This is a genomic window from Peribacillus phoenicis, assembly GCF_047238085.1.
Lineage (GTDB): Bacteria > Bacillota > Bacilli > Bacillales > DSM-1321 > Peribacillus.
Genome location: NZ_JBDFMF010000001.1, coordinates 5,074,872 through 5,100,947, shown reverse-complemented (window position 1 = coordinate 5,100,947; position 26,076 = coordinate 5,074,872). Strand labels below are relative to the sequence as shown.

General features: G+C 43.2%; 25 protein-coding genes. 20 read left to right on the top strand and 5 right to left on the bottom strand.

Annotation, left to right across the window (positions count from 1 at the left end; all coding sequences use genetic code 11):
• Positions 1-96: 96 nt before the first annotated feature.
• The 6 genes from ABC374_RS25295 to rbsB are packed head-to-tail and all read left to right on the top strand — an operon-like array spanning position 97 to position 5,735.
• Positions 97-1,083, top strand: coding sequence for a LacI family DNA-binding transcriptional regulator (locus ABC374_RS25295; protein ID WP_413020092.1), 987 nt, complete (start codon positions 97-99; stop codon positions 1,081-1,083).
• Positions 1,080-1,964: a ribokinase gene (gene rbsK, locus ABC374_RS25290; protein ID WP_350300790.1), complete on the top strand. Its 885-nt coding sequence runs from the start codon at positions 1,080-1,082 to the stop codon at positions 1,962-1,964. Before ABC374_RS25295 ends, rbsK begins: the two co-directional genes overlap by 4 nt.
• A complete protein-coding gene (gene rbsD / locus ABC374_RS25285) occupies positions 1,961-2,353 on the top strand; it encodes a D-ribose pyranase (protein ID WP_034316088.1) in 393 nt (130 codons plus the stop codon). The genes rbsK and rbsD overlap by 4 nt, the downstream gene beginning before the upstream one ends.
• An 18-nt stretch (positions 2,354-2,371) precedes the next feature.
• Positions 2,372-3,853 carry a sugar ABC transporter ATP-binding protein gene (locus tag ABC374_RS25280; protein WP_350300789.1) on the top strand — a complete coding sequence of 494 codons (1,482 nt, stop codon included), beginning with the start codon at positions 2,372-2,374 and terminating at the stop codon, positions 3,851-3,853.
• Between the two features lies 1 nt (position 3,854).
• Positions 3,855-4,799: an ABC transporter permease gene (locus ABC374_RS25275; RefSeq protein ID WP_101223945.1), complete on the top strand. Its 945-nt coding sequence runs from the start codon at positions 3,855-3,857 to the stop codon at positions 4,797-4,799.
• A gap of 15 nt (positions 4,800-4,814) precedes the next feature.
• Entirely contained in the window at positions 4,815-5,735 is a 921-nt protein-coding gene (gene rbsB, locus ABC374_RS25270) for a ribose ABC transporter substrate-binding protein RbsB (RefSeq protein ID WP_350300788.1), read from the top strand.
• A gap of 182 nt (positions 5,736-5,917) precedes the next feature.
• Here the strand turns inward: rbsB and gdhA are convergent, their stop codons facing one another.
• Complete coding sequence (gdhA, locus tag ABC374_RS25265) at positions 5,918-7,300, bottom strand: NADP-specific glutamate dehydrogenase (protein WP_413020090.1); 1,383 nt, start codon at positions 7,298-7,300, stop codon at positions 5,918-5,920.
• 155 nt (positions 7,301-7,455) lie between these two features.
• On the opposite strand from gdhA, the gene gltC reads away from it, so the two are divergent.
• From gltC to ABC374_RS25250, 3 genes are all read left to right on the top strand, one after another.
• Positions 7,456-8,361, top strand: a complete 906-nt coding sequence (gene gltC, locus ABC374_RS25260; protein WP_413020089.1) for a glutamate biosynthesis transcriptional regulator GltC — start codon at positions 7,456-7,458, stop codon at positions 8,359-8,361.
• A 408-nt stretch (positions 8,362-8,769) separates the two neighbouring features.
• On the top strand, positions 8,770-9,762 hold the full coding sequence (locus tag ABC374_RS25255; protein WP_413020436.1) for a PTS sugar transporter subunit IIC: 993 nt from the start codon (positions 8,770-8,772) through the stop codon (positions 9,760-9,762).
• Between the two features lie 110 nt (positions 9,763-9,872).
• Entirely contained in the window at positions 9,873-11,072 is a 1,200-nt protein-coding gene (locus ABC374_RS25250; protein ID WP_413020087.1) for a class I SAM-dependent rRNA methyltransferase, read from the top strand.
• 84 nt (positions 11,073-11,156) lie between these two features.
• Here the strand turns inward: ABC374_RS25250 and ABC374_RS25245 are convergent, their stop codons facing one another.
• Together ABC374_RS25245 and ABC374_RS25240 are read right to left on the bottom strand one after the other, a co-directional pair.
• Positions 11,157-11,828, bottom strand: coding sequence for a lysoplasmalogenase (locus tag ABC374_RS25245; RefSeq protein ID WP_413020086.1), 672 nt, complete (start codon positions 11,826-11,828; stop codon positions 11,157-11,159).
• Between the two features lie 135 nt (positions 11,829-11,963).
• On the bottom strand, positions 11,964-13,232 hold the full coding sequence (locus ABC374_RS25240) for a dicarboxylate/amino acid:cation symporter (RefSeq protein WP_137017762.1): 1,269 nt from the start codon (positions 13,230-13,232) through the stop codon (positions 11,964-11,966).
• Between the two features lie 166 nt (positions 13,233-13,398).
• Here ABC374_RS25240 and ABC374_RS25235 point away from each other — a divergent pair, with 166 nt between their 5' ends.
• From ABC374_RS25235 to ABC374_RS25225, 3 genes are all read left to right on the top strand, one after another.
• Positions 13,399-14,205, top strand: coding sequence for an alpha/beta fold hydrolase (locus ABC374_RS25235; protein ID WP_413020085.1), 807 nt, complete (start codon positions 13,399-13,401; stop codon positions 14,203-14,205).
• Positions 14,206-14,487: 282 nt separating this feature from the next.
• Entirely contained in the window at positions 14,488-15,243 is a 756-nt protein-coding gene (locus ABC374_RS25230; protein ID WP_350300781.1) for a threonine/serine exporter family protein, read from the top strand.
• A gap of 16 nt (positions 15,244-15,259) precedes the next feature.
• Complete coding sequence (locus ABC374_RS25225; protein WP_350300780.1) at positions 15,260-15,709, top strand: threonine/serine exporter family protein; 450 nt, start codon at positions 15,260-15,262, stop codon at positions 15,707-15,709.
• A gap of 106 nt (positions 15,710-15,815) precedes the next feature.
• Here ABC374_RS25225 and ABC374_RS25220 read toward each other — a convergent pair whose 3' ends face one another.
• Positions 15,816-17,354 carry a solute symporter family protein gene (locus tag ABC374_RS25220; protein ID WP_350300779.1) on the bottom strand — a complete coding sequence of 513 codons (1,539 nt, stop codon included), beginning with the start codon at positions 17,352-17,354 and terminating at the stop codon, positions 15,816-15,818.
• 14 nt (positions 17,355-17,368) lie between these two features.
• Positions 17,369-17,707 carry a DUF485 domain-containing protein gene (locus ABC374_RS25215; protein ID WP_350300778.1) on the bottom strand — a complete coding sequence of 113 codons (339 nt, stop codon included), beginning with the start codon at positions 17,705-17,707 and terminating at the stop codon, positions 17,369-17,371.
• A gap of 370 nt (positions 17,708-18,077) precedes the next feature.
• Here ABC374_RS25215 and ABC374_RS25210 point away from each other — a divergent pair, with 370 nt between their 5' ends.
• The 8 genes from ABC374_RS25210 (at position 18,078) to msrB (ending at position 26,057) form a co-directional block, all read left to right on the top strand.
• Entirely contained in the window at positions 18,078-19,046 is a 969-nt protein-coding gene (locus ABC374_RS25210; RefSeq protein WP_413020084.1) for an efflux RND transporter periplasmic adaptor subunit, read from the top strand.
• A gap of 1 nt (position 19,047) precedes the next feature.
• Positions 19,048-19,788 (top strand): ABC transporter ATP-binding protein, encoded by a 741-nt coding sequence (locus ABC374_RS25205; protein ID WP_350300776.1) that lies wholly within the window; start codon positions 19,048-19,050, stop codon positions 19,786-19,788.
• Positions 19,715-20,905 carry an ABC transporter permease gene (locus ABC374_RS25200; protein ID WP_413020083.1) on the top strand — a complete coding sequence of 397 codons (1,191 nt, stop codon included), beginning with the start codon at positions 19,715-19,717 and terminating at the stop codon, positions 20,903-20,905. The genes ABC374_RS25205 and ABC374_RS25200 overlap by 74 nt, the downstream gene beginning before the upstream one ends.
• A gap of 110 nt (positions 20,906-21,015) precedes the next feature.
• Positions 21,016-21,687, top strand: coding sequence for a response regulator transcription factor (locus ABC374_RS25195; RefSeq protein WP_034316054.1), 672 nt, complete (start codon positions 21,016-21,018; stop codon positions 21,685-21,687).
• A 10-nt stretch (positions 21,688-21,697) separates the two neighbouring features.
• Complete coding sequence (locus ABC374_RS25190; protein ID WP_413020082.1) at positions 21,698-22,936, top strand: sensor histidine kinase; 1,239 nt, start codon at positions 21,698-21,700, stop codon at positions 22,934-22,936.
• A gap of 115 nt (positions 22,937-23,051) precedes the next feature.
• A complete protein-coding gene (locus tag ABC374_RS25185; protein ID WP_413020081.1) occupies positions 23,052-23,501 on the top strand; it encodes a hypothetical protein in 450 nt (149 codons plus the stop codon).
• A gap of 261 nt (positions 23,502-23,762) precedes the next feature.
• Entirely contained in the window at positions 23,763-24,947 is a 1,185-nt protein-coding gene (locus ABC374_RS25180) for a NupC/NupG family nucleoside CNT transporter (protein ID WP_413020080.1), read from the top strand.
• A 150-nt stretch (positions 24,948-25,097) separates the two neighbouring features.
• Positions 25,098-26,057: a peptide-methionine (R)-S-oxide reductase MsrB gene (msrB, locus tag ABC374_RS25175; protein ID WP_413020079.1), complete on the top strand. Its 960-nt coding sequence runs from the start codon at positions 25,098-25,100 to the stop codon at positions 26,055-26,057.
• Positions 26,058-26,076 lie beyond the last annotated feature (19 nt).

Here is a 26,076-nt window from a genome sequence, read left to right as displayed (position 1 = left end):
TCCCTAAAAATTATCTTTGGAATAGGGCTTGCCGTTCATTTAAATTGGTGATAAGCTATGTGTAAACGGTTACACAAAATTATTGAGGGTGATATATTGGCAACTATTCGGGATGTGGCAAAGGAAGCTGGAGTTTCTGTGGCAACGGTTTCCAGAGTTATGAATGGCAGTGGTTATGCACATGAGGACACAAAAAAGGTGGTCATGGCAGCTGTTGAAAAATTGAATTATAAACCGAATGAAGTGGCAAGATCCCTCTACAAACGTAAATCCAAATTGGTTGGATTGATTTTGCCGGACATTACGAATCCCTTCTTCCCAGAAATGGCAAGAGGTGTCGAGGATTATCTGCAGCAATTTGGTTATCGGTTAATTTTTGGAAATAGTGATGAAAAGAGAGATAAAGAAATAGAATATATCGACACATTCCTGCAAAATAATGTAGTGGGCATGATTGCTTCAACTAGTGAAGAAGCCAATGAAAATTTCGATAATCTGGATATTCCAGTTGTCCTTCTCGACCGTACAGCTGACAAGTTACCAGCTGTTTATTCCGATCAAAAGACAGGCGGTAAGCTGGCAGCACGCGTATTGCTGGATAGAGGCAGTACGAATATCGTCCTCATTAGGGGGCCAGTCGAAATAAAGCCTGTATATGAACGGTACATGGCAGCATTGGAAGAATTGAAACAAGCAAAAGTGAACGTGCAAGTCATGGATTCATCCCTAACTCTTCAGGGCGGCCAAACATGCGTGAAGCAGCTTTTCGAGCAATATCCGGAAACCGATGGAATTATTGCTTGTAATGATATTGTTGCAGCCGCCGCACTTCAAGAGATACTAAAACGGGGAATACGGATACCGGAAGACATACAATTGATCGGCTATGATGATATCGCCTTCACAGCGTTATTGCACCCGCCTTTATCGACAATTCGGCAGCCAGCCTATGAGATGGGGGCACAAGCGGCGGAAATGCTAATTAAAAGGATCAATCAAGAAAAAATGGAAGTAACACATAAAAAGCTCCCTGTTTCTTTTGTGGAGAGACAAACAACGAGAAGGAAGGCGGAGAAGACATGATTAGAATTGCAGTAGTCGGAAGTTCGTCAATGGACTTAGTGGTGACATCAGCCAAACGGCCAATGGCGGGGGAAACGGTTTTAGGGGAGTCCTTTATCACGGTTCCTGGAGGAAAGGGAGCCAACCAGGCTGTTGCAGCGGCACGTCTTGGTGCAGAAGTGTCGATGGTTGGATGTGTAGGAGATGATGTCTATGGAGAGATCATCTTAGAAAACCTGAAAAAAAATCATGTAAACACGGAGTATGTGGAACCGGTTACAGGGTCTGCTTCCGGGACAGCACACATTACCCTTTCGGAAGGTGATAACAGCATTATTGTCGTAAAAGGTGCGAATGATTTCATTACTCCTGAATATGTACAAAAGGCGAAAAAGGTAATAGAAGATTCGGATATCGTGTTGGTTCAGCAGGAAATACCTGAGGAAACGGTGGAGTTTCTGGCTGACTTGTGCAACACGCTTCAAAAGAGATTACTATTGAACCCAGCTCCCGCCCGCAAGCTAAGCGAGGCAGTCATTCAACAGGCATCATTCCTTACTCCGAATGAACATGAATTCGAGATACTATTCAATGGGAGAGATAGAACGGAAGTCTTGACTGAGTATCCAAATAAATTATTCATTACCGAAGGGAAAAATGGCGTCCGTTATTTTGACGGACATGAAGAAAAGGTTGTTCCAAGTTTTGAAGTGGAAGCGGTGGATACGACAGGGGCAGGGGATACTTTCAATGCTGCCTTTGCGGTGGCTGTTGCAGAAGGAAAAAGTTTTGACGAATGTTTGTTGTTCGCGAACCGGGCAGCCTCCATTTCCGTGACGAAATTAGGCGCACAAGGCGGCATGCCGCAAAGGTTAGAGGTCGAGAGGGGCTTTGAAGCATGAAACGTCAAGGAATCATCAATAGTTCAATAGCCAAGGTCCTGGTTGACCTTGGTCATACCGATTATATTGTCGTAGGTGATGCTGGGCTGCCGGTGCCACCCGGAGTATGCAAGATAGATTTAGCATTGACGCCTGGAACACCATCATTTCAAGATGTCGTCCGGGCGGTTCACGAAGATATGGTTGTTGAAAAAGTTATCGCTGCCACAGAAGTGAAGGTTAAAAACCCGGAACAGCATCAATACATGGAGCAGCAATTCGGAGCAGCGATTGAATATGTTTCCCATGAGGATTTTAAAAGGCTGACAAGTAACGCGAAAGCAATAATCCGGACCGGGGAGACGACGCCATATTCAAATTGCATATTGCAGTCTGGAGTATTCTTTTAAAGAAATGAGATGATGAGCATGCAAATCGAAATGCACAATATTTATAAAGCATTTGGTCAAAACAAGGTATTGGAAGGTGTTCATTTTTCTTTAGAGGCTGGGGAAGTACATGCACTAATGGGGGAAAATGGTGCGGGGAAATCAACCTTGATGAACATTTTGACCGGGCTGCATAAACAAGATCAAGGGACGATTGAGATTAACGGTAAAGAAACCTCATTCAAGGATTCAAAGGAAGCGGAAGAGGCAGGAATGGCCTTTATTCGTCAGGAATTGAATATTTGGCCAGAAATGACCGTGCTGGAGAATCTATTTATCGGCAGGGAAATGGTGAATGCCTTCGGCGTCCTGAAGACGAAACAAATGAAAGCGCGTGCAAACGAGATTTTTAAAACACTTAATATTTCCCTTCCTTTTGATAAGGAAGCCGGATTGTGTTCTGTCGGGGAACAGCAAATGATTGAAATTGCCAAGGCGCTCATGACGGATGCCGAAGTCATCATCATGGACGAGCCCACAGCAGCTTTAACTGATAGAGAAATAGAGAAGCTCTTTGAAGTGATGAAGGGACTTACCAAAAAGGGTGTTTCGCTTGTTTATATTTCTCATCGGATGGAAGAAATATTCGCCATTTGTGACCGGATCACTGTAATGCGTGACGGAAAAACCGTCGATACGAAAAGAATTGCAGATACAAATTTCGATGAAGTCGTTCAAAAAATGGTAGGGCGGGAGCTGGAGGACCGTTTTCCTCATCGTGAAGCGAATCCTGGCGACATAGTCCTTGATGTAAAAGGTTTAACTAAAAAGGGGCTTTTTGAAGATATCCATTTCGCGGTTCGCCAAGGTGAGATTGTCGGTGTCGCCGGATTGATGGGAGCAGGAAGAACAGAAATAATGCGCGCCCTTTTTGGTGTCGACCAAATAGACAGGGGTGAAATCACCATTGAAGGCAAGAAGGTTTCCATACGAAAACCAACGGATGCAGTTCGACACGGCCTGGCTTTCATTACGGAAAATCGGAAAGAAGAGGGGTTGATCCTGGACTTTTCTGTAAGGGAAAATATCGGCTTGCCGAATCTCAAAAGTTTTGCTCCTAACGGAATCGTAAAAACGGAAGATGAGATGAACTTTGCCGAAATGATGATTAAGCGACTTCATGTAAAGACATCTTCTGCTGAAACGGTCATCGGCAATCTATCCGGAGGAAATCAACAGAAGGTGGTAATAGCCAAATGGATCGGCACTTCCCCTAAAGTTTTAATTATGGATGAACCGACCAGAGGCATAGATGTTGGCGCAAAACGTGAAATTTACGAGTTGATGAATGAATTGACGGAGCGAGGCATCGCCATCATCATGGTTTCGTCAGAGCTTCCGGAAATCATTGGAATGAGTGATAGAATCCTTGTCGTTCACGAAGGTGAGATTGCTGGGGAATTGTTAAAGCAGGAAGCGACGCAAGAAAAAATTATGGCATTGGCGACAGGAGGGAACTAGGATGAAACTTGAGGCTACAGGGAAAAGCGGGATTTGGCAGAAATTCGGTCCGTTACTCGCCCTGGTACTTTTATTTATCGTAATAACCGTTTTAAATCCATCATTCATGGAACCGAATAATATTTTGAATTTATTGCGTCAAACCTCCATTAATGCACTTATTGCATTTGGAATGACCTTTATCATATTGACAGGCGGCATCGACTTGTCCGTCGGTTCCATTTTAGCTCTATCCAGCGCACTTATGGCTGGTATGATGGTCTCGGGATTAGATCCGATTTTAGCAATATTAGTAGGCATTCTACTAGGTGCAATAATGGGTGTAATCAATGGGATACTCGTCTCAAAGGGAAAAATGGCCCCTTTCATCGTGACACTGGCCACCATGACGATTTTCCGGGGATTAACGCTTGTGTATACGGATGGAAAGCCGATTACAGGAATTGGCGATTCCGTTATGTTCCAGATGCTTGGGAGAGGTTACTTCCTTGGAGTGCCAGTACCGGCCGTTGTGATGGTCATCGCTTTCTTAATCCTATGGTTCCTGCTTCATAAAACATCCTTTGGCCGTAAAACTTATGCCATTGGAGGAAATGAAAGGGCTTCCCGTATTTCGGGGATTAAAGTTGACCGGGTCAAGGTGGCCATCTATGGTCTGGCCGGTACGATGGCGGCCATTGCCGGTGCCATTTTGACATCCCGTCTGAATTCGGCACAGCCGACGGCAGGCCAATCCTATGAAATGGATGCCATCGCAGCCGTAGTGCTGGGCGGAACGAGCCTTTCAGGCGGTAAAGGGCGCTTGTTCGGTACGCTGGTCGGTGTCCTGATCATCGGTACCTTGAATAACGGCATGAATTTACTTGGTGTATCCTCTTTTTACCAGCAAGTGGTAAAAGGTGCAGTTATATTAATCGCGGTCTTACTTGACCGTAAAAAATCATAAGAAGAGGTGTAATCAATGAAAAAAATAGTATCGATCATCATGGTTCTTTCTTTAATGGTCTTGGCTGCCTGTTCAATGGATTCTGGTCTAACAGATGATAAAAAAGAAAAGAAAGACTCCATGAAAGACGTGAAAGTCGGAGTCAGCATCTCTACTTTAAACAATCCATTCTTCGTTTCCTTAAAAGATGGTATTGAAAAAGAAGCAAAAGAAAAAGGCATGAAAGTCACAGTTGTTGACGCCCAAGATGATACGGCAAAACAAATCAGCGGAATTGAAGATCTAATCCTTCAAAAGGTTGATGTCCTTCTTGTGAATCCTACTGACTCTGCGGCAATATCTTCAGCCGTTCAATCAGCTAATGAAGCGGGCATTCCCGTTATCACGATTGACCGATCTTCAGACGAAGGAGACATTGAAACGTTCATCGCTTCCGATAATGTGGCTGGCGGGGAAATGGCTGCAGAATATCTAGTTAAAGAGCTTGGCGAAAAAGCGAAAGTAGTGGAACTTGAAGGGGTATCTGGTGCATCTGCAACTCGTGAACGCGGGAAAGGTTTCCACAATATTGCGGACAAGCAGTTAGATGTCCTGACAAGCCAAACGGCGGAATTCGACCGGACAAAAGGGCTTAACGTCATGGAAAATATCCTGCAAGGCGATAAAGACATCCAAGCGGTATTCGCCCATAATGATGAAATGGCACTAGGAGCCATTGAAGCAATCAAGGCAGCTGGAAAAGACATCATCGTAGTTGGTTTTGACGGAAATGATGATGCATTGAAAGCAGTTGAAAATGGTGAACTAAATGCTACAATCGCCCAACAACCGGCACTTATCGGTGAAGAAGCGGTTAATGCGGCTGAAAAAATCTTAAAAGGCGACAAAGTGGATGACACAATATCCGTTCCATTGAAATTGGTCACCAAAGAATGATTGTCATACAAACAATGAGGGTGCCGGAACTTTTCCGGCACTCCTTTTTTAATTCCGTTGATGTTATCTGATTGTGGATATTCAGCTTGAATTGATATGAATGAGAGAGGTGAGAAAGTGAGATCATTCTTTTACAAAAGTAAGGCGGCCCATGTCGGACCGCCTCCTAAATCAACTGATTGCTAGAGTATACCTTGAGTCAGCATCGCATCCGCCACTTTAAGGAATCCGGCAATATTGGCCCCAACAACTAAGTTGCCAGGCTCACCATATGCTTCTGCAGCCTCTACACTGTTTTTATAGATGTTCTTCATGATTTCATGCAGCTTGGCATCGACTTCTTCGAAAGTCCAAGGCATCCTGGCACTGTTTTGGGCCATTTCGAGTGCCGACACGGCTACGCCGCCTGCATTGGCCGCTTTTGCTGGTCCAAAAAGGATGCCGTTATTAAGGAAAACATCAATGGCCTCAAGGGTTGAAGGCATATTAGCACCCTCACCGACTGCCTTCACATTATTTTTGATCAGTAATTTTGCTGCTTCTTCATCGATTTCATTTTGTGTGGCACAAGGCAATGCGATGTCACATGGTACAGACCAAATGCCGTAGCTCCCTTCATGATATACAGCTTCCGGGTGCGCATCGACATACTCGCTCATGCGTTTTCGTTCCACTTCTTTTAGGCGTCGTACTGTATCCAGGTTCAGACCATTTTCATCATATATGTAGCCATTGGAGTCGCTGCATGCAACAACTTTTGCGCCTAGCTGTGTAGCTTTTTCAATGGCATAAATGGATACATTGCCAGATCCGGAGATAACGACGGTGCTGCCATGGAATTGTAACCCTTTGTCTTTTAGCATTTCTTCAACAAAGTAAACCGTTCCATATCCAGTCGCTTCTTTACGGGCCAAGCTTCCGCCATAACTTATGCCTTTACCGGTTAGAACACCGGCATGGTAGCTGCCCTGCATCTTTTTATACTGACCGAACAGGTAACCGATCTCTCTTGCACCGACTCCGATGTCGCCAGCTGGTACGTCTGTATCAGGTCCGATATAGCGAGATAGTTCCGACATGAAGCTTTGGCAAAAACGCATGATTTCTGCATCCGATTTTCCTTTTGGATCGAAGTCCGACCCGCCTTTTCCCCCACCGATCGGCTGGCCAGTAAGAGAGTTTTTAAAGATTTGCTCGAAACCAAGAAACTTTATGATGCTGGAATTGACAGTGGGGTGGAATCGGAGACCGCCTTTGAATGGTCCGATTGCACTGTTGAATTGCACACGAAAACCACGGTTTACTTGAACATTGCCCAGGTCATCAACCCAAGAAACACGGAAGGTGATCATTCTTTCGGGTTCAACCAGCCTCTCCAATATCCCGCTTTTCATATATTCAGGATGTTTTGCAAAAACGGGGATCAGTGAAAGGAATATCTCCTTTACAGCTTGATGGAACTCATTTTCGTGAGGGTTACGCTCCTTTACCTGTGCGTATACTTGACTTACGAACTCTTTGGCAACTTGCAATTCCTCATGCTCAACTTCCTGTGAAGTGGTCATTGTTCTCTCTCCTTTAGATAAATACATAAAATATTAAATAGGGTAAGTCTATCGGTTTTTATATGATACTTTCATGGTATAATTTTAAAAAGAAATAAACAATCTGAATATTAGATAAATAACATGCTGTTTTGATATGAAAGAGGGAGCTTAGATTGGAATTAAGACAAATCGAGTATTTCATTGAAGTGGCAAAGCGTGAACATATGACGGAAGCAGCAGTGGATTTGCATGTTGCCCAGTCTGCTGTCAGTCGCCAAATATACAATTTAGAAGAAGAGCTGGGTGTGCCCTTATTTATCAGGGAAGGCCGAAAGATTAGATTAACGCCAATAGGACATACATTTTTAGCTCATATGGAACAAGCTATGGATATTATCGATCGTGCCAAGCGTGAGATGGCTGAGTGTCTGGATCCGGAAAAAGGGACAATCCGCATCGGCTTTCCCAGCAGTTTAGCTTCTTATATATTGCCAAGGGCCATTTCCGACTTCAGGGAAAGTTACCCGCAGGCGAAATTCACATTGAAACAAGGTTCATATCGCTACCTGATAGATTCTGTGATTAAAGGTAACATTAACATGGCATTGATCGGTCCGCTGCCGGTGAATGAAAAGAAAATCAAAGGTGAAACGCTGTTTATTGAGAACTTAGTTGCCCTTTTACCAGAAAGCCATCCTTTGGCCCTAAAGAAATCATTATCCTTGAATGAGCTTCAAGGAAATCCGTTCATCTTATCTCCAAAGGGTTATGTTTTAAGGGATCTCGTTATGAAAGCTTGCAAATTGCATGGCTTTGAACCGGAAGTGGCATTTGAAGGGAAGGATACTGATGCCATAAAAGGACTGGTGGCAGCAGGTCTGGGTATAACCTTGATACCTGAGATTTCCTTGATTGATAGCTTGCCGCGTTTTACGGTTAAATTGCCGCTGGAGGATCCATCTGTAACCAGGGCTGTAGGGGTCATCGTTCCGACTGATAGGGAACTGATGCCAACAGAGAAATTGTTTTACCAATATTTGAAGGACACTTTTGCAAAATTGGAAGGTTTTCAAAAATAGGATGGGTATTTATTAGAAAAGTCATAAATCCAGCTAGTTGAGAGAATCCTTAAGGGTTCTTTTTTTTGTCGAAAATGTACCGAAATAGCTCCATGTAGACATTCTTAAAAGGGGATAACTTATTTTAAAATAATAAATTATTAGCTTTTATTTGATCGTAATGTGTTAAACCTTTATATTTTGAAAGCGCTTTTATTTTATTAGAATAAAAATATCACTTACATTATCAGAAAATTCATGTTATTATACGAACAGACATTAACAGACATTTAGGTAGCGGTACGATATACTTAATAGGTTTTTTAAATGAAGACCTTTATTTTTTTTTCGATTTTACTAAATTGAATATTCTGATAATTAATAAGGAGTGGAGATAAAGTGAGCAGGAAAGAATACATCAGCGATCGAATGTACAAGGCATCAACAGGGATAGCTAACGCTGTTTTGGTTACATTAGGGATCGGGTTATTGTTTGAATCAATAGGGGGATATTTAGGCTGGGAGGTCTTCCTGGCAATAGGCGGGGCCGCAAAGGTCTTGCTAGCGCCAGCTTTAGGAGCAGGTATCGCATATCAGCTAGGAGGAAATTCATTAATTATCTTTAGCGCCATGGCTTCAAGTGCTGTTGGGGGTGCTGCCATTCACAGAACTGCTGAGGGTGCCTTCACGATTGTTACGGGTCAGCCACTAAGTGCTGTCTTGGCAGCGGTAATTGCAACATATATAGGTAAGCGCCTAATCGGCAAAACGAAGTTGGACATCATGGCCATCCCAATGGGAGCAGTTCTTGTCGGTGGAGTTTCGGGATATGGCCTGGCTCTTGTCACCACTCCGCTCCTAACATGGATAAGCAGTCAAACCACCGCTGCGGTCGAGGGTTCTCCCTTAATCGGTTCCATGGTCATAGCCTTGGTATGGAGCATTTTATTGATGACACCGGCGTCTTCCGCAGCACTGGCGATCGCCCTGCAATTAGATCCCGTTTCCAGTGCTGCAGCCCTAATCGGATGTACGGTTCAGTTTGTCGGGTTCACTGTCATGTCTTATAAAGATAATGATATGGGCGGGTTCCTGGCACAGATGGTCGTTACGCCAAAAGTCCAATTTCCTAACTTGATCAAAAAGCCATTATATGTAATTCCTCCTTTTGTGGCGGCAATCATCTGTGCGCCTATCGCAACCTTGGCATTCGACTTTCAAGTGCCATATGAGCTTGGAGGCATGGGGTTAAGTTCAATGATTGCCCCGATTGCCATCATAACTGGTCAGGGGCTGTACACGTTTTTGATTTATGTGGCAGTGGGTATGGTATTGCCAGCTGTGATCACACTGGCATTGCATCGGGTATTGAAGATGATGGGTAAAGTTAAGCCAGGAGATCTTCATTTAGAAGTTTCATAATCAAAGTTTTCTTGGAAACCAGCCTGGTTAAGGAACCGGGCTGGTTTTTATTTATAAAGGGATTAGGGTAAAATGGGGAGGAAAGCATTTGCATAGATAGGATGATATAGATGGGAAAAGAAATAGATATAAAAGTGAAAGCTAAGTACGTGAGTAAAATCGGCAAGGGTTTTCCCTTGATTGTTAAAGAATCGATAGCCAACCTTAATGACCTTCAGGAAGAGGGGGCCTTGGTGCGTTTGGTGGATGAAAACAACCGCTTTCTGGCAAAAGGTTATTATGGTAAACAGAATAAGGGCTATGGCTGGGTATTGACCCGAAGAGAAAATGAAAAGATCGATCAATCCTTCTTTAACGGCAAAATCCAGGCAGCCTATGAATTCCGAAAGTCTTTTTTTGAAGATGGGGAGACTACAGCTTTCCGCTTGTTTAATGGGGAAGGTGATGGAATTGGCGGTTTAATCATTGATCATTATGATGGTCACTATGTCATTAGCTGGTATAGCAAAGGGATATATTCCTTTAGAGACTACATCATTAAGGCATTGCAGGAAACGGTCGAGGTCAAATCGATTTATCAAAAGAAACGCTTTGATACAAAGGGGCAGTACGTGGATGAAGATGATTTTGTCTTGGGGGAACAGCCGGCATTTCCGCTTCTTGTAAAGGAGAATGGAGTCCATTTCGCTGTTTATCTGAATGATGGGGCAATGGTCGGTGTCTTCCTTGATCAACGCGATGTCAGAAGGAAAATCCGCGATGAATACGCCAAAGGGAAAACCGTGTTGAATATGTTCTCCTATACGGGGGCATTCTCCGTGTTTGCCGCTTTAGGCGGTGCTATTAAAACAACGAGTGTCGACCTGGCGAATCGCAGTTTACCAAAGACGATCGAGCAGTTCAGTGTGAATGAAATAGATCCCGAAGCCCACAATATCGTGGTGATGGATGTTTTTAAATATTTTAAATATGCAGTGAAGAAGGCTTTGAAATTCGAAATGGTCATCCTCGATCCGCCCAGCTTTGCCAAATCGAAGAAGTTTACTTTCAGTGCCGGAAAAGACTATACGAATCTACTGAAGGATACCATTTCCATTACGGAAGACAATGGGGTCATTATCGCCTCAACTAATTGCAGTACGTTCGACATGAAAAAATTCAAGAACTTCATTGATGTTGCTTTCAAGGAAATGAATGGAAAGTATGAAATCATGGAACAATTCTCATTGCCGGCTGATTTTAAAACAATTCCTGAGTATAAGGAAGGGAATTATTTAAAAGTAGTCTTCATTAAGAAAATTAAAGGATAAGAAAAGGCGTCCACAGTTCAAGCAGAACTGTGAATGCCTTTTTTATAATGAAAATGTTTCATGTGGAACGATTGGACATTAGATTCACTGGATAGGCCGTTCACTTTTCAAACCTTTCGATACATGAAAGGAAGGTTTCCTTCGAATGCTGTTAGCAATGCAAAACTGGGCTGCATAGTAGGTAAGCATGATCAGTGGACCTGAAAAGGCAACATCATCGATAAACTTGTTCCAAGATAAAATGGAGTCGGAAATCATGAAGAGGAGCCCGCCGATGATTGCGGCCGCATTTCCGGTCATAAATGCCGCCCAGCCCATAAGGGAGATGACCGTTACATAACAAATCACAGGTATGATGAGGTTATGTTCACCTTTTTCGATTAACGAATGTACAATTTCACGGCTAATCCAAGTGGAGTAAATGCTAATCGGAAGAATCGTCGCAAATCGGAGCCATGAAAAGTTCCATCGTCCAAAGAATGCCGAAATATAGAAAAGGTGGCCGATCAAGAAGGCGGAAAGCCCGATGACGAACCAAATCAACAAACCATCTCCAAGCATGCAAAAGAATAAACCAAGAAGGATTAAGAATTGGTAACGACCCCGTCTTCCCACATTAGTGCGGACGTAGAGCAAAATCAATAACATGGGGAGTACCTTGAACAGTATTTTGATGATCAAAGGCTCTTCCGGTATAAGAAAAATATAGGATAGTCCCGTGATAAGGATTGCCCCAGGTAAGCATTTCATTAACATTCCATTCCCTCCTTCAATCTTTAATTCTATGCAAGGGGATGGAACCCCTTGTCAATGAAAGAACTGTTTGAAAGAAAGTCGTGAAAATGAAAAAACTGACCCCTGTTTTAACCAGGAGCCAGTCAGTCATAAGAATCATACGGCTGAGTTTTCTTTAACAAAAGCTTGTTTTAACCAGTTTTTCCCCTCAACAAGCCTTGTGACAAGCATGGCACAAACCGTGTTTCCTGTTGAGTTAAGCAGTGTAGCGGGAGCATCGATGATCGTGGATATAACGGCAATGATCGGCAGGACTTCCACAGGGAAGCCGAATACACTAAGAATCAGCATTTCCCCAATCATGCCGCCCCCAGGAATGGCACCCATAACAGCTCCAACCAAAAAGGCAACAGCTAGTATACTTAAAATGCTTGAAATGCTTGTCATATCCTTTCCAAATAAGCTGAATAGGAAAACGATTTTCAATACCCCGCCGAATACCGAACCATCTTTATGGGTGTTGGCTCCGAGTGGGATGACAGTCTCTGCTATATCCTTAGGCACGCCCATTTTCTTGACTGATTCCAGATTGACTGGAATGGACGCGGCACTTGAACAAGTGGCGATCGCTGTAATGGATGGTGTCAGGGCATTTTTCCAAAATAGTTTAACTCCATCTTTCCCGCCTGCGATAAAGGCATACAAAGTGAAAAAGCCGAAATAATAAATCAAGGCCAAGACTAGATAAAGAATGAAAGTGCGGGCATAGCCTTCTAAAATCTGCGGCCCAAGCTGCCCGATAATCGCCGCAAAATAAGCACCAAGTCCAATTGGAGCATAGTACATCACGATTTTGACGACCTTCATCATGACAGCTGTACCCGCTGTCAAAAACTCAGTAATTGGTCTTGCTTTCTCACCGACCAGTGCAGTGGAAAGTCCGATTAGTACTGAGAAAACGATAAGCTGAAGCATATTGCTTCTGGAGAACAGTTCTGGGAAATCGGAAACGGTTACAGTGTTGACCAGTTGACTGAAGAAAGATACTTCTTCGATGGTCTCTTCAGGGGAACTGTTTTCCATCAGTTCTTTAATGGCTGTCGTATCTGTGCCTTCCAACGGATTGACAATGGTTGTCCCAATAAATCCAATGACGGCGGCCAAAGCGGCTGTTGTCAGGAATACGAGAACGATACTTCCCATGATTTTTCCGAGACGCTTCATTCCGCTCATATTGGCAATCGCTGAAGCAATGCTGAAAAATACCAATGGCACGATGATCGTGAACATCAGATTTAAGAATAAGTCCCCTAGAGGCTGTATGACCGAGGTTTTATCCCCGAAAACCACACCCGCTATCCCGCCGATAATAATGGCAGTGAGCAGTATTAAAGAGGATCGATAGTTTTTGATAAAACTCTTCATTAAAATTCCGTCCTTTCAGGATGAAGATATCAATAAAAATATACTTCATTATCAACTCTAAAATCAGGTTTGACAATATATTTTTATAGGAAGGAATGTTAAAAGAAGAAATGCAATAAATAATAATGGTGAATGGATGATGAAAATATCAAGAAGGAGGGATAGAATGGCATTTATTGAGGTGGAAGAAGGCGTTCGCTTATTTTATGAAGAAAAGGGCCAGGGGAAACCGATTAACTTTATCCATGGTGTGTGGATGAGCAGCCGGTTTTTTAAAAGGCAGCTTCCGTACTTTTCAGAAAAATATAGAACGATCTTACTTGATTTAAGAAGCCATGGCCAGTCAAATCATGTACATTACGGAAATACGGTCTCCGTTTATGCAAAAGATCTTCATGCGTTCATAGGTGAACTGGGATTAAAGGATGTCATACTTGTAGGCTGGTCGATGGGGGCATTTGTCGTCTGGGAGTATCTTAAGCAATTCGGTGAGGAAAATATTCATTCAACCGTGATTGTGGATGAATTGGCATCTGATTTCAAGTGGCCCGATTTTAATATCGGCGCATTTGATATGGACACGTTGATTGCCTTCATGACTGAAATTCAAACGAATCGTTCCCCATTTTTGCAAAGCTTCCTTGCTTCCATGTTCAACAATGAATTATCGGCAGAGGATGCAAGCTGGATGCTTGGAGAAGTGACCAAAATGCCGGAATCCATCGCCAGTAGCATTCTATTTGACCAATCGATAGTGGACTATCGTGAATTCTTGCCAGAAATCAATATTCCGACACTTCTCTGTTTTGGAAGGCATGAAAAAGTCATTCCTGTAGCTGCAGGGGAACATTTGCATAAAAACATTCCGAATTCCAAACTAGTAATCTTTGAAGATAGCTGCCATTGTCCATTTATGGAAGAAAGCGACTTGTTTAATGAAACAGTGGATTGCTTCATTCAAAAGGGAGTATAGTCGTACAGGATAGGAAAAGGGGGATGCAGTGACCGTTCCTGCACTCCTTTTAATTATGGATATAATTGAATTTTCTTTCAACTAAACGGTTTCGGCAGGAAATAAAGGGAATACTGGTACTAAGGAAGATAGTAGTGAAGGTTAATGGAATTGATAAATTAAATAGCTAATATTTTTATATCCTTTTCACAGGAATTGGGCTATTATGAGGTGGATTTAAATTGGTGTGATCGTTATCTGTTATTTAGAGAAACTCATGCAGGAAGTGATGGAGAGGATAAAATGGATGATCGTTTACCATACAATGAAATTATAGATGTATGTTTACTTGCGGGAAAAATCATGCTTCAGAACGGAGCGGAAACATCAAGGGTGGAAGATACGATGGTTAGGATCGCTGCAGCCTTTGGGTGCGGTGAATCACACAGTTTTTCGACCCCTACAGGAATTATTTTTTCGCTGGATGGTATGCACCCGGCTTCAAAATTAATCAGAGTTTCCCAACGATCTACAGATTTACATAAAGTGACGCTGGTTAATAGTATATCCCGAAGCATTTCCAGCAAGGAAATGACACCGGAGGAAGCATATCTACGGTTAAAACAAATCGAAAAGGCCGGGATGGGCTATCCCATGTGGGTACAGGTCTTTGCTGCATTTATAGCGAGCGGCTGCTTTTTAATCATGTTTCAAGGACAGTGGAATGATTTCATCTGGTCCTGTATAGCTGGAGCAATGGGATTCTCATGCCTGCTTTATTTGCACTGGTTACTGGAAGTTCGTTTTTTTGCTGAATTCATCGCCTCTTTAGTCGTAGGGTTAGTAGCTATATTCTTTGTCCAGATTGGAGTTGGAAGTCATTTGGACACGATAATCATTGGAGCGGTGATGCCGCTTGTGCCAGGGCTGTTAATTACGAATGCGGCCAGGGATTTAATTGCAGGTCATTTGGTTTCGGGTCTATCCAAGGGTGCGGATGCAGGTTTGACTGCTTTAGCCATTGGGGCAGGAATATCGGCTGCGTTTGTTTTCTTATGATTTTAGGGGAGGAAGAATGATGATTGCACAGCTTATTACAAGTTTCATTGCCTCAGCCGCCTTTGGAGTCATCTTCAATGTACCAAAAAATTCATTGTTTCAATGTGGTTTCGTAGGGATGTTGGGGTGGGTCTTATACTTTGCTTTGGTTGAAAATGAGATAAACAGCATCATTGCAACTTTAGCGGCTGCATTTATCGTTGCGGTTATCAGCCAGTATTTTGCTAAAAGGTATAAAACTCCGATCACGATTTTCAATGTATCGGGAATCATTCCCCTCGTGCCTGGAGGTTTGTCATATGATGCGATGAAGCATTTTGTCGGAAATGATTTCTATGTCGCCGTTCAGCTGGCGGCCAAGGTCTTCATGCTCGCTGGTGCCATTGCGATGGGGCTGATCTTTGCAGAAGTCATGAACCAGTTAGTAACTAAGTACAATAGAAGGAAGTTAAGATTGAGAAGTTAGCGGGAATCTTCCTGATGAATATGTTCTGAATAAAGAGAAAGGAGAGCAGGTCGAACACCCTGATCTCCTTTCTCTTTTGATATTTTAAAATAATAATAAATCTAGCTTATATAGGATCTTTCATCCCAGTGTTAGCCGTGACCAAGATTTCGTCGTATTTTTTGGCATCAGCTTTCTTGCTTGACAGGAGTGTTCCGGCGATGGCTGCGATAAACCCAATCGGGATGGAGATGATGCCTGGATTGGCAAGCGGGAATAATGGCTCCCCAACGAATATTGCCGCTCCCTCTACCGGTGACCAGACATTGGGACTTAGGAACACAAGCAATAAAGAACTGACCAGTCCAACTATCATGCCCGTGACAGCCCCAGCAGTGTTAAAACGTTTCCAGAATACCGTGAAGACAATGATTGGCAGATTGGCACTGGCAGCGACGGCAAAGGCGAGTGAAACAAGAAAGGCGACATTCATGTTTTGGGCAAATAAGGCAAGGATGATGGAGAGGACGGATACTCCGATGGATGCCCAACGAGCTGCAACGACTTGTTCCTTGTCAGTGGCTTGGCCTTTCCGGATGATGTGGCCATAGAAGTCATGGGCAAAGGCAGATGCTGCCGATAGGACGAGACCTGCTACAACCGCTAAAATGGTTGCGAAAGCAACAGCAGAGACGAAGGCGAAAAGGAAGTCACCCCCAATGGCTTCGGCAAGGAGCGGAGCGGCCATATTGCCGGCTGCATTCGCGGCTATGATTTTGTCGTATCCAACAAAAGCTGCCGCCCCAAAGCCGAGGAAAATGGTCATTATATAAAAGATGCCAATGATCCACGTGGCATATACTACGGACTTACGGGCTGTGATGGCGTCTTTTACCGTAAAGAAACGGATGAGAATGTGAGGTAGTCCAGCTGTACCGAGTACAAGCGCTAAATTAAGGGATAAAGTATCCAAAGGATCCTTGAATTTGTTACCGGGGTTGAGGAAATCCGCGCCCAAAGGAGTGGCTGTTTTCATTTGCTTGAACATCTCGATCACGCTAAAGTCGAATTTCGCCAACACGATGATGGAGATGATGAATGTACCTGCCATCAATAAAACAGCTTTAACGATTTGGACCCAACTGGTGGCCGTCATACCGCCAAATACGACATATACGGTCATTAAAATACCTACAATGATGACGGAGTAAAGATAATCAATTCCAAGTAAGAGTTTTATAAGGGCACCTGCACCGACTAATTGGGCGATCATATAAAAGGTTGAAATGGAAATGGTGTTAAGAGCAGCAACCCCGCGTACTTTCTTTTCATTGAAACGGGCAGCGATCATGTCCGCCAATGTATACTTGCCAAGGTTACGGAGCGGTTCGGCCACGATATAAAGAACGACCAGATACGCAACCAGAAAACCTATGCTATAGAAAAAACCATCAAATCCAGAGAGTGCGACCATGCCGGCTATCCCCAAAAATGAGGCGGCGGACATATAATCTCCCGCAATGGCCCAGCCATTCTGCCAGCCAGTAAGGCTGCTGTCAGCCGTATAAAAGTCCGCGGTCGTTTTGGTGCGCCGTGAAGCAAAATAGGTAATGACCAATGTTAGTCCGACAATGATTAGAAATAATATAAAAGCAAGTATATTCATTGTGAATTCACCTTTTATCCTTTCGCTTCTTTAACGATTTTTTCTACTAATTGGTCAAATGTCGCAGCTTTTTTGGAATAGAGGATGCATAATGTCCACGTCATGATAAATTGAGCGAAGGCAAAGATCCAGGCCCAGCTGATTGCCCCAAAAGCAATTGAGTTAAGAACTTTAGAATAGGAAGTTAGTATGGGTAGGGTGAAATAAAAAACCATGAAAAAAATGGATAGCGGGACGATGAAATTGCGTTTTTTCCTTAAGAGCTCTTGAAAAGATTGTGATTGGACGATCTTGGTGTAGTCCGTGGAAGCGCTTGCCTCGGTTTCCTTAGCGATTGAATCGTTTGATGCCAAGTTGGTTCCCCCTTCATCATCATTGATTTGGTTTTCATTACCAATTTCCGATAACAGTATCAGTATATATTTTTCAGAATATATTGTAAATTTAAATGCTGAAAATAAAGCATTTTTCGTTCGACACCAAAGGACGAGTAATTAAGCGGAAGGCCGGATTATCCGCAACGAAGGCCGAATAATGACACGGAAGGTCGGATTATCCGCGACGAAGGTCGAATAATCCACGACGAAGGCCGAATAATTAAGCGAAAGGCCGAATTATCCGCGGCAAAGGCAAAGGGTTTACAACTTAACGAGCCATTAAGGAAAAGTTAAGCTTCTTTCACGATACTGGTTTCAATGAAGGAAATCTGAAAGGAGAAAAGTGATGAAAAAGTTGATAATGATAGGTACGGTTTTAGTGCTGGCGATTGGGGGATGCGTTTGGTTTTTCATGAAGGACAATGCTGAGCCTGTAATAGCAAAGTCGGTGACGGCTACAGTTGAAAAGGGAGATCTTGAAGTTCAAATAAGCGGTTCCGGATCGGTCGCCGCAATCAATAGTGAGGACATCACTTCCTCGGTAACGGATGAAGTGGATGAAGTCCTTGTAGCGAAGAATGAATTGGTTGAGAAAGGTGATGAACTCATTACCTTCACGGATGGAAGTGACCCGATAACGGCACCATTCGATGGCACCGTGACAACATTGGATGTAGAAGAAGGAGATCGTGTATCAAGCAGTGAAGTGGTGGCACATGTTACGGATTATAAAAAATTGAAAACCACGATCAGCGTTGATGAATTGGATGTTCCGAGCGTTAAAAAAGGACAAACGGTTGAAATTAAAGCCAGTGCTTTTGAAGATGAAACGTTTACGGGGGAAGTGACCAGTGTAGCAAAGGAAGGTACATATGAGAATGGAGTTTCTTCGTTCGATGTCACTATCAAAATTGACAAACCCGGCGATATAAAAATTGGGATGTCGACTGAAGTGAGCATTTTGACGAATAGTGTAAAAGATGCTTTATATGTTCCGATTGAAGCAGTCCAAATGGACGGTGAAGAGAAATATGTGAATATACAACAATCCGGTACAACTGAAGGAACAGCCAGTACAAAAAAAGTGGTTGAGACTGGAATCAGCAATGATAGGTATATTGAAATAACTTCGGGTCTTGAAGAGGGCCAGTTTGTTTCCTTGCCCATTACCATCAATGAAAGCTCCACTGGCAGTGACGGCGAAGGAATGAGGGGAGGCCAAGGAGGCGAGATAAGAATGCAGAGCGGCAGCGGAATGCCGAGCGGCGGGATGCCAAGCGGTGGCGGAATGCCGAGTGGCAAGGGAGGTCAGTAAAATGGCGAAACCCATCATAAAAATTAAGAACATGTCTAAATCATATGAATTAGGCGGTGAAACGGTTAAGGCCCTTCAAGATGTCTGTCTTACAATCGAGAAAGGCGATTTCATTTCGATCATCGGACCTTCTGGATCAGGGAAATCGACGTTCATGAATATGATTGGCTGTCTTGACAAGCCTGACATAGGTGAATATCTTCTTGATGGTAAAGAAGTGGAAAAGATGAAGGATAATGAGCTGGCTGCCATTCGTAATATTAAAATAGGATTTATCTTTCAAAATTTCAACCTGTTGGCAAAACTGACAGCGTTGGAGAATGTCGAACTTCCCCTGGTTTATAGAGGGGCAAGCGTGAAGGAAAGAAGGGAAGTGGCCAATGCGTGCCTTGATATGGTGGGCCTTGTTGACCGGAAGAATCATCTGCCGACCCAACTGTCGGGTGGACAGCAGCAAAGAGTTGCGATTGCAAGGGCACTTGCCGGTAATCCCCCCGTTTTATTGGCGGATGAGCCGACGGGGGCGCTGGATAGTAAAACGAGTAAAGAAGTGCTGCAGATGCTGAAGGAATTGAATGAAAAGGGACAAACAATCATTCTTATAACCCATGACTTGGAAGTTGCTAAAGAAGCGACCCGTGTCGTCCGGATACAGGATGGTCAGCTATTTGAAAACGGAGGTGATTGGATTGAACCTGAGCGAATCAATGAAGATGGCTATACGCAGTATCAAAACCAATAAAGTCAGAGCATTTTTAACCATGCTTGGAATCATAATTGGAGTTGCTTCCGTAATCGTCCTGGTTTCGATTGGGCAGGGTTCCTCACAGTCCGTTCAGGATGAGATCAATAGCCTGGGAACGAACCTGATAACGGTAAGTGTCACGGATACCGACTCCGTGGAGCTGACGGATGATACAATTGAACAGTTTAAAGAGCTGAGCGGGATATCGGAAGTGGCGCCTGTGGTCACTGGACGCGTTTATGCTAAGAACGGAGAAGCTACGGCACAGGTTTCAATGACCGGTGCAACTTCATCCTACTTATCAGTCAGGGATTTGGAGCTCAGTCAAGGCCGGTTTTTGACGGATATGGAAACGGAATTACGCTCCAAGGTCGTTGTCCTGGGGTCAGATACAGCCACCACGCTTTTTGAAAATCAAAAACCCCTGGACCAGAACGTGCTTATCGGCGGTGTTTCCTATCGCGTGATCGGTGTCCTGAAATCGGTGGGCACCTCAATGGGATCGAGCGGGGATGATGTAATCATTGCACCGATCACCACTGCCGAAAGGGCTACAGGCAGCACGACAATCGGAACCGTTTATTTAAAAGCGGAGAACGAGAATATCATGGATAGGACGATGTACCAGGTACAAGGTGCAATGACCACATCATTCCCAGAACAGAGTGATAACTATTCGGTGTCCAATCAAGAAGATCTGATGGATACAATGAGCTCTGTATCGGATACGTTCACACTCATGCTTGGCGGTATTGCCAGTATTTCGTTACTGGTAGGCGGAATCGGGATCATGAATATCATGTTGGTTTCCGTCTCAGAGAGGACGAAGGAAATCGGGATCAGAAAAGCAATTGGGGCAAATCGGAAATCGATTCTTCTTCAGTTTTTAATTGAAGCGATGGTCCTGAGCTGCTTCGGGGGATTGTTGGGGGTTGGAATTGGCTTGGGAATCGCAAAATTGATTTCAGCTTTTTCAAGTTTAACGATCAGTTATTCATGGTCGGTGACATTGTTTGCCTTCTTATTCTCCATTTTAATCGGGATAATGTTTGGCGTATTTCCAGCCAATAAGGCATCCAAATTAAATCCAATTCAAGCATTGCGTCACGAATGAACATACAATTTGAGAGAAAGCAGGCGAATAAAAGCCCGCTTTCTTTTGCATATGAAAAAGGATAAAATCAACATATATATCACAATTGAAGCGGTTGGGAGGTACCCTGAATGAAGGTTTTGGTGGTAGAAGATAATGTTTCATTATTAGAATCGATCCGACAGATTCTGACGGATGAATATGAAGTCGATACAGCGGATAATGGGGAAGATGGGCTATTCATGGCTCAGCAAAGTATATACGATATCATCATTTTGGATGTAATGCTTCCGGGAATCGATGGGTTTGAAATCGTACGGAAAATCAGGGAAGCAAAAATCGATACAAGTGTCTTGTTTTTGACAGCAAAAGATGCACTTGAGGATCGTGTCAGAGGATTGGAAATGGGTGGCGATGATTATTTAGTCAAGCCGTTCCAGGCACCGGAACTTAAGGCAAGGATTCGTGCCCTCCTTCGAAGGAGCGGCATAATATCGCTTGAGCAGCATGTGAAATACCGTAATATTGAACTGTTGGAAAAAGAAAAGGATATTTTGGTTGATGGAAAGGTCATTAAAATGACCTTGAAACAGTTTGAATTACTGGAATACCTAATTCAAAATAATGGGAAAATATTGACCCGTGAGCAGATTTTCGACCGCATTTGGGGGTTTGATTCAGATACGACAATTGCCATTGTGGAAGTGTTCATCCATCACCTTAGAAAAAAATTGGAACCTTTCAATTATCATAAAGATATTCAAACCGTTCGGGGTATTGGTTATATGCTAAAACAACCATAAGGGGATCATCATGTTCCAAAAAACACGACTTCAACTAACATTATTGAATTCTATCGTCTTTATTGTCTTAATAGCCATATTAAGCAGAACGATTTATTTCTATACGGAAAATCAGATCTATAAGGATGTCAATGATTCACTTATAAAGGATTACAGGGATTTCAATAATGGCGGCATGCCAGGCGGACGTCCGCAAGGTGAATTTCTCTTAGGACCGGGACCGAGCGTCATCGTTTGGGGACCGGATGATACGATCATTGAGCCAAGACTGAGTGTAGACCATTTTTTTAAGGTCAATGAACAACAATTTTTCCCTAAAAATTTTGATGAGATTGAAGAAATATCGGTGAATGGATACACGTATCGGGCCCTTTCGACCAAGGTCGATACGGGGTATGGTGAGATGGCCGTACAATTCATCAAGAATGTCGATACAGAAAAAGAAATGCTCGATCGTTTGCTGCTCATATTGTTTGTTGGCGGAGGAATTGGAAGTCTAGTGGCGGTAGGCGCAGGCTATCTTCTGGCAGGACGGGCCCTGATCCCGGTCAAGAAATCCTGGGATCAGCAGCAGCAGTTTGTCTCGGATGCTTCACATGAAATTCGAACGCCGCTTGCTGTCATTCAATCGCGGGCTGATTTGCTATTTCAATCACCGAACGCGACAATCGAGGAAAAAGCCGTTGATATATCCATCATTTCGAAAGAAGTCCGGAGATTGAATAAGCTTGTTAACGGACTTTTGACCTTGACCAGAACGGATTCGAATCAAATGGAGGTTAAGAAATCGAACTTTTTCCTTGATGACTTACTTATGGATATCGTGGAACAGTATGCGGATATAGCTTCTTTTCAAGGAAAATCAATCATTAGCCATGCTCCCGAACAGGTAGTGTTTCATGGTGATAAAGAGAGAATTCATCAGCTATTGGTGATCTTGGTGGATAATGCCATGAAATTCACCGAGGAAGGCGGGGAAATTTCCCTATCCTGCATCAAGAATGCTTCATCCATCATTCTTACTGTAGAAGATAATGGAATAGGCATTCCACAGGAAGAACTCCCCTTGATTTTTAACCGTTTTTATCAAGTGGAGCAATCCCGCTCGGCTAATGAAGGCTCTGGCTTAGGTCTATCCATTGCCAAATGGATTGTAAACACACATCAAGGGAACATCAAGGTTACAAGTGAACAGAATGAACGGACCCGTTTTGAAATCACTTTTCCGAGAAATCAAAGGAAAAATTAGATGCCATCCAATACGAAAAAGACCCTTACTTTCTTCCTTGCTGCTTAAGGAAATATTAAGGGTCTTTTTAGATAATCATCTTATAAATACATTTATTTTCGGAGGGGAATCATTGATGAAAAGACTTGGTAGGTTACACTTTTTGGTTGGAATATTGGCTTCGGTCCTTTTAATGGTCCAAGCAGTCACCGGGATCATGATGTATGTGGATGGCAGCGGCAATGAACCCATGAATCGACAGGCGGTGATGGGCCAGCCTGCCGAACGCACCACAACAGAATCGGATACGGAAGAATCGGCTAATAGCAGTACGGTGACAGATGAATCATCTACGGAAACGGCAACTAATGATACGCAGGGCACTCCACAAGGGGGGCCTAATGGTTCCGGGACTCCAGGGGAGATGCCAAGTGGTGGCGGTTTCCAAGGCAGAGACTCTTTTGCTGGGAAATTCATCGACTTTTATCAAGGGGCAGGTGGCTTGACCGTTTCCATCATCATCTTTGTAATTGGAGGCGCTGGATTAGCGACAACGGTGATATCCAGAAAAACAGCTGCTGAATAGTCGATATTATTTGAGGCAAGAGAAGGTTTCTTTCGAAGGGGAGCCTTCTTTTTTAATTCACGAAACCCATTATTGTCACTAATTGTTATTTTAAAAAGGAAAATAATAATTGCACTTAAAAAAATATTAGTTTAATATAGACTTCTGGAGAGGTACGTACATGTATTTTGGATGAAAGAGAAAACGTTTGCATAAATTTTTTGAGGGTAACCTACTATTAATGCACGAACATTAAATTCACCCTTAGTGGAGGCAGAATATATGAAATTTCTGATTGCAATTTTAGGACTGGTTATTGTTTTTGGACTAGCTTTATTAGCCAGCAGTGACCGGAAGAAAGTTAAAATTAAACCGATCATCCTCATGCTGATCATTCAGCTTATTTTAACTTATTTATTATTAAATACGAAGTTTGGTTTAGTGATTATCAATTCGATTGCCGATGGTTTCGGAAAACTTTTAGAATGGGCAAATGAAGGGATCACTTTTGTATTTGGCGGGATTGTAAACGAAGGAGCGTCGCCCTTCTTTTTAAATGTCCTTCTTCCAATCGTATTCATCTCAGCATTAATCGGGATATTACAGCACTTCAAGATCCTCCCGTTCATCATGAAGTGGATTGGATTCCTTCTAAGTAAGGTGAATGGGATGGGTAAATTGGAATCTTACAATGCTGTCGCATCAGCAATAGTGGGCCAATCCGAAGTTTTCATAACCTTGAAAAAACAACTCGGTGCCATTCCGCCATCTCGCATGTATACGCTTTGTGCATCAGCCATGTCAACTGTATCGATGTCGATCGTTGGCGCTTATATGACGATGATTGAACCAAAGTACGTTGTGACTGCAATTGTTATTAACATGTTTGGTGGATTTATCATCGCATCCATTATCAATCCTTATACCGTAACGGATGAAGAGGATATTCTCCCTGTTGAAGAAGGGGCAGAGAAGCAGTCTTTCTTCGAAATGCTTGGGGAATATATCATGGATGGGTTTAAGGTTGCTATCACTGTAGCAGCGATGTTAATTGGTTTCGTTGCTTTAATCGCAGGGATCAACAGCGTATTCGACATGATCTTCGGCATCAGCTTCCAAGACATCATGGGATATATCTTTGCACCGTTTGCCTTTATCATGGGTATACCGATTTCAGAAACCGTGACTGCTGGAGGAATCATGGCAACGAAACTGGTAACCAATGAATTCGTTGCCATGCTGAGCTTAGGGGACGCATCAGCTGCCTTGAGCGAAAGGACGATAGGGATCGTTTCGGTTTTCTTGGTTTCATTCGCCAATTTCTCATCAATTGGAATCATTGCCGGTGCAGTCAAAGGACTTCATGAAAAACAGGGTAATGTTGTAGCACGTTTCGGCTTGAAGCTGCTTTACGGTGCGACTCTTGTCAGCATCCTATCAGCGATCATTGTAAGTGTGATACTTTAAATAACGGTTCTAACACAAAAAAGGCACTTGGGTTTACTCCTAAGTGCCTCTTTTATATTTGTTACGCAAAGGTAGAATTTTGAATTTGAAGGTGTTTGGCTTGCTGGTATATAATACATAAAATGACAGGTGTGAAAGGGGAGTTTTAGGATGACGATGGATGGAAAAGAAACGGCTATCTTTGCAGGAGGCTGCTTTTGGTGCATGGTTGCTCCCTTTGATGAAAGTGATGGTATCATTTCAGTGACATCAGGTTATACAGGCGGTAAATTTGCCGCTCCTAGTTATAAACAAGTGATTACCGGTGCGACTGATCATGTTGAAGCGGTTCAAGTGGTATTCGATCCATCAATCATTTCCTATAAAACTTTATTAGAGATATTCTGGCAGCAAATCGATCCTACGGATGACGATGGACAGTTCTCGGATAGGGGAAAGCAATACAAGGCTGCCATTTTCTATCTTAATGAACGTCAGAAACAGGAGGCAGAACAATCGAAGGAAGATTTAATGATGAGCGGGCGGTTTAAGAAACCTATTGTTACGGGTATTCTACCCTCGGGGGAATTTTACGCCGCTGAGGAATATCATCAAGAATTCTATCGGAAAAATCAATTTCGCTATGCATTGTATCGTAAAGGCTCAGGACGGGATGCTTTCATTAAAGAAAATTGGCCTAAGGATAATGCACACCTTAGAAAGACCTTAACGGAGAATCAGTTTCATGTCACCCAGGAAAATGGCACGGAGCCGCCTTTCGATAATGCCTATTGGGATCACTTTGAAGAAGGCATTTATGTGGATGTTGTTTCTGGGGAGCCCCTATTCAGTTCGCGGGATAAATATGATAGCGGCTGTGGGTGGCCAAGCTTCACGAAGCCCATCATGTCGGCAAGTGTCAATGAAAAAATGGATCTCAGCCACCGAATGACCCGGACCGAGGTGCGCAGCAGGGATGCCGATTCACACCTTGGACATGTTTTTCCTGATGGCCCAAGTCCTAAAGGCATGAGATATTGCATAAACTCTGCGGCCCTTCGATTCATTCCTAGAAATGAAATGGAGAAAGCGGGATATGGAGATTTATTAATACTATTTAAAATGAAATAACTAGTGAGATAGGGGAACA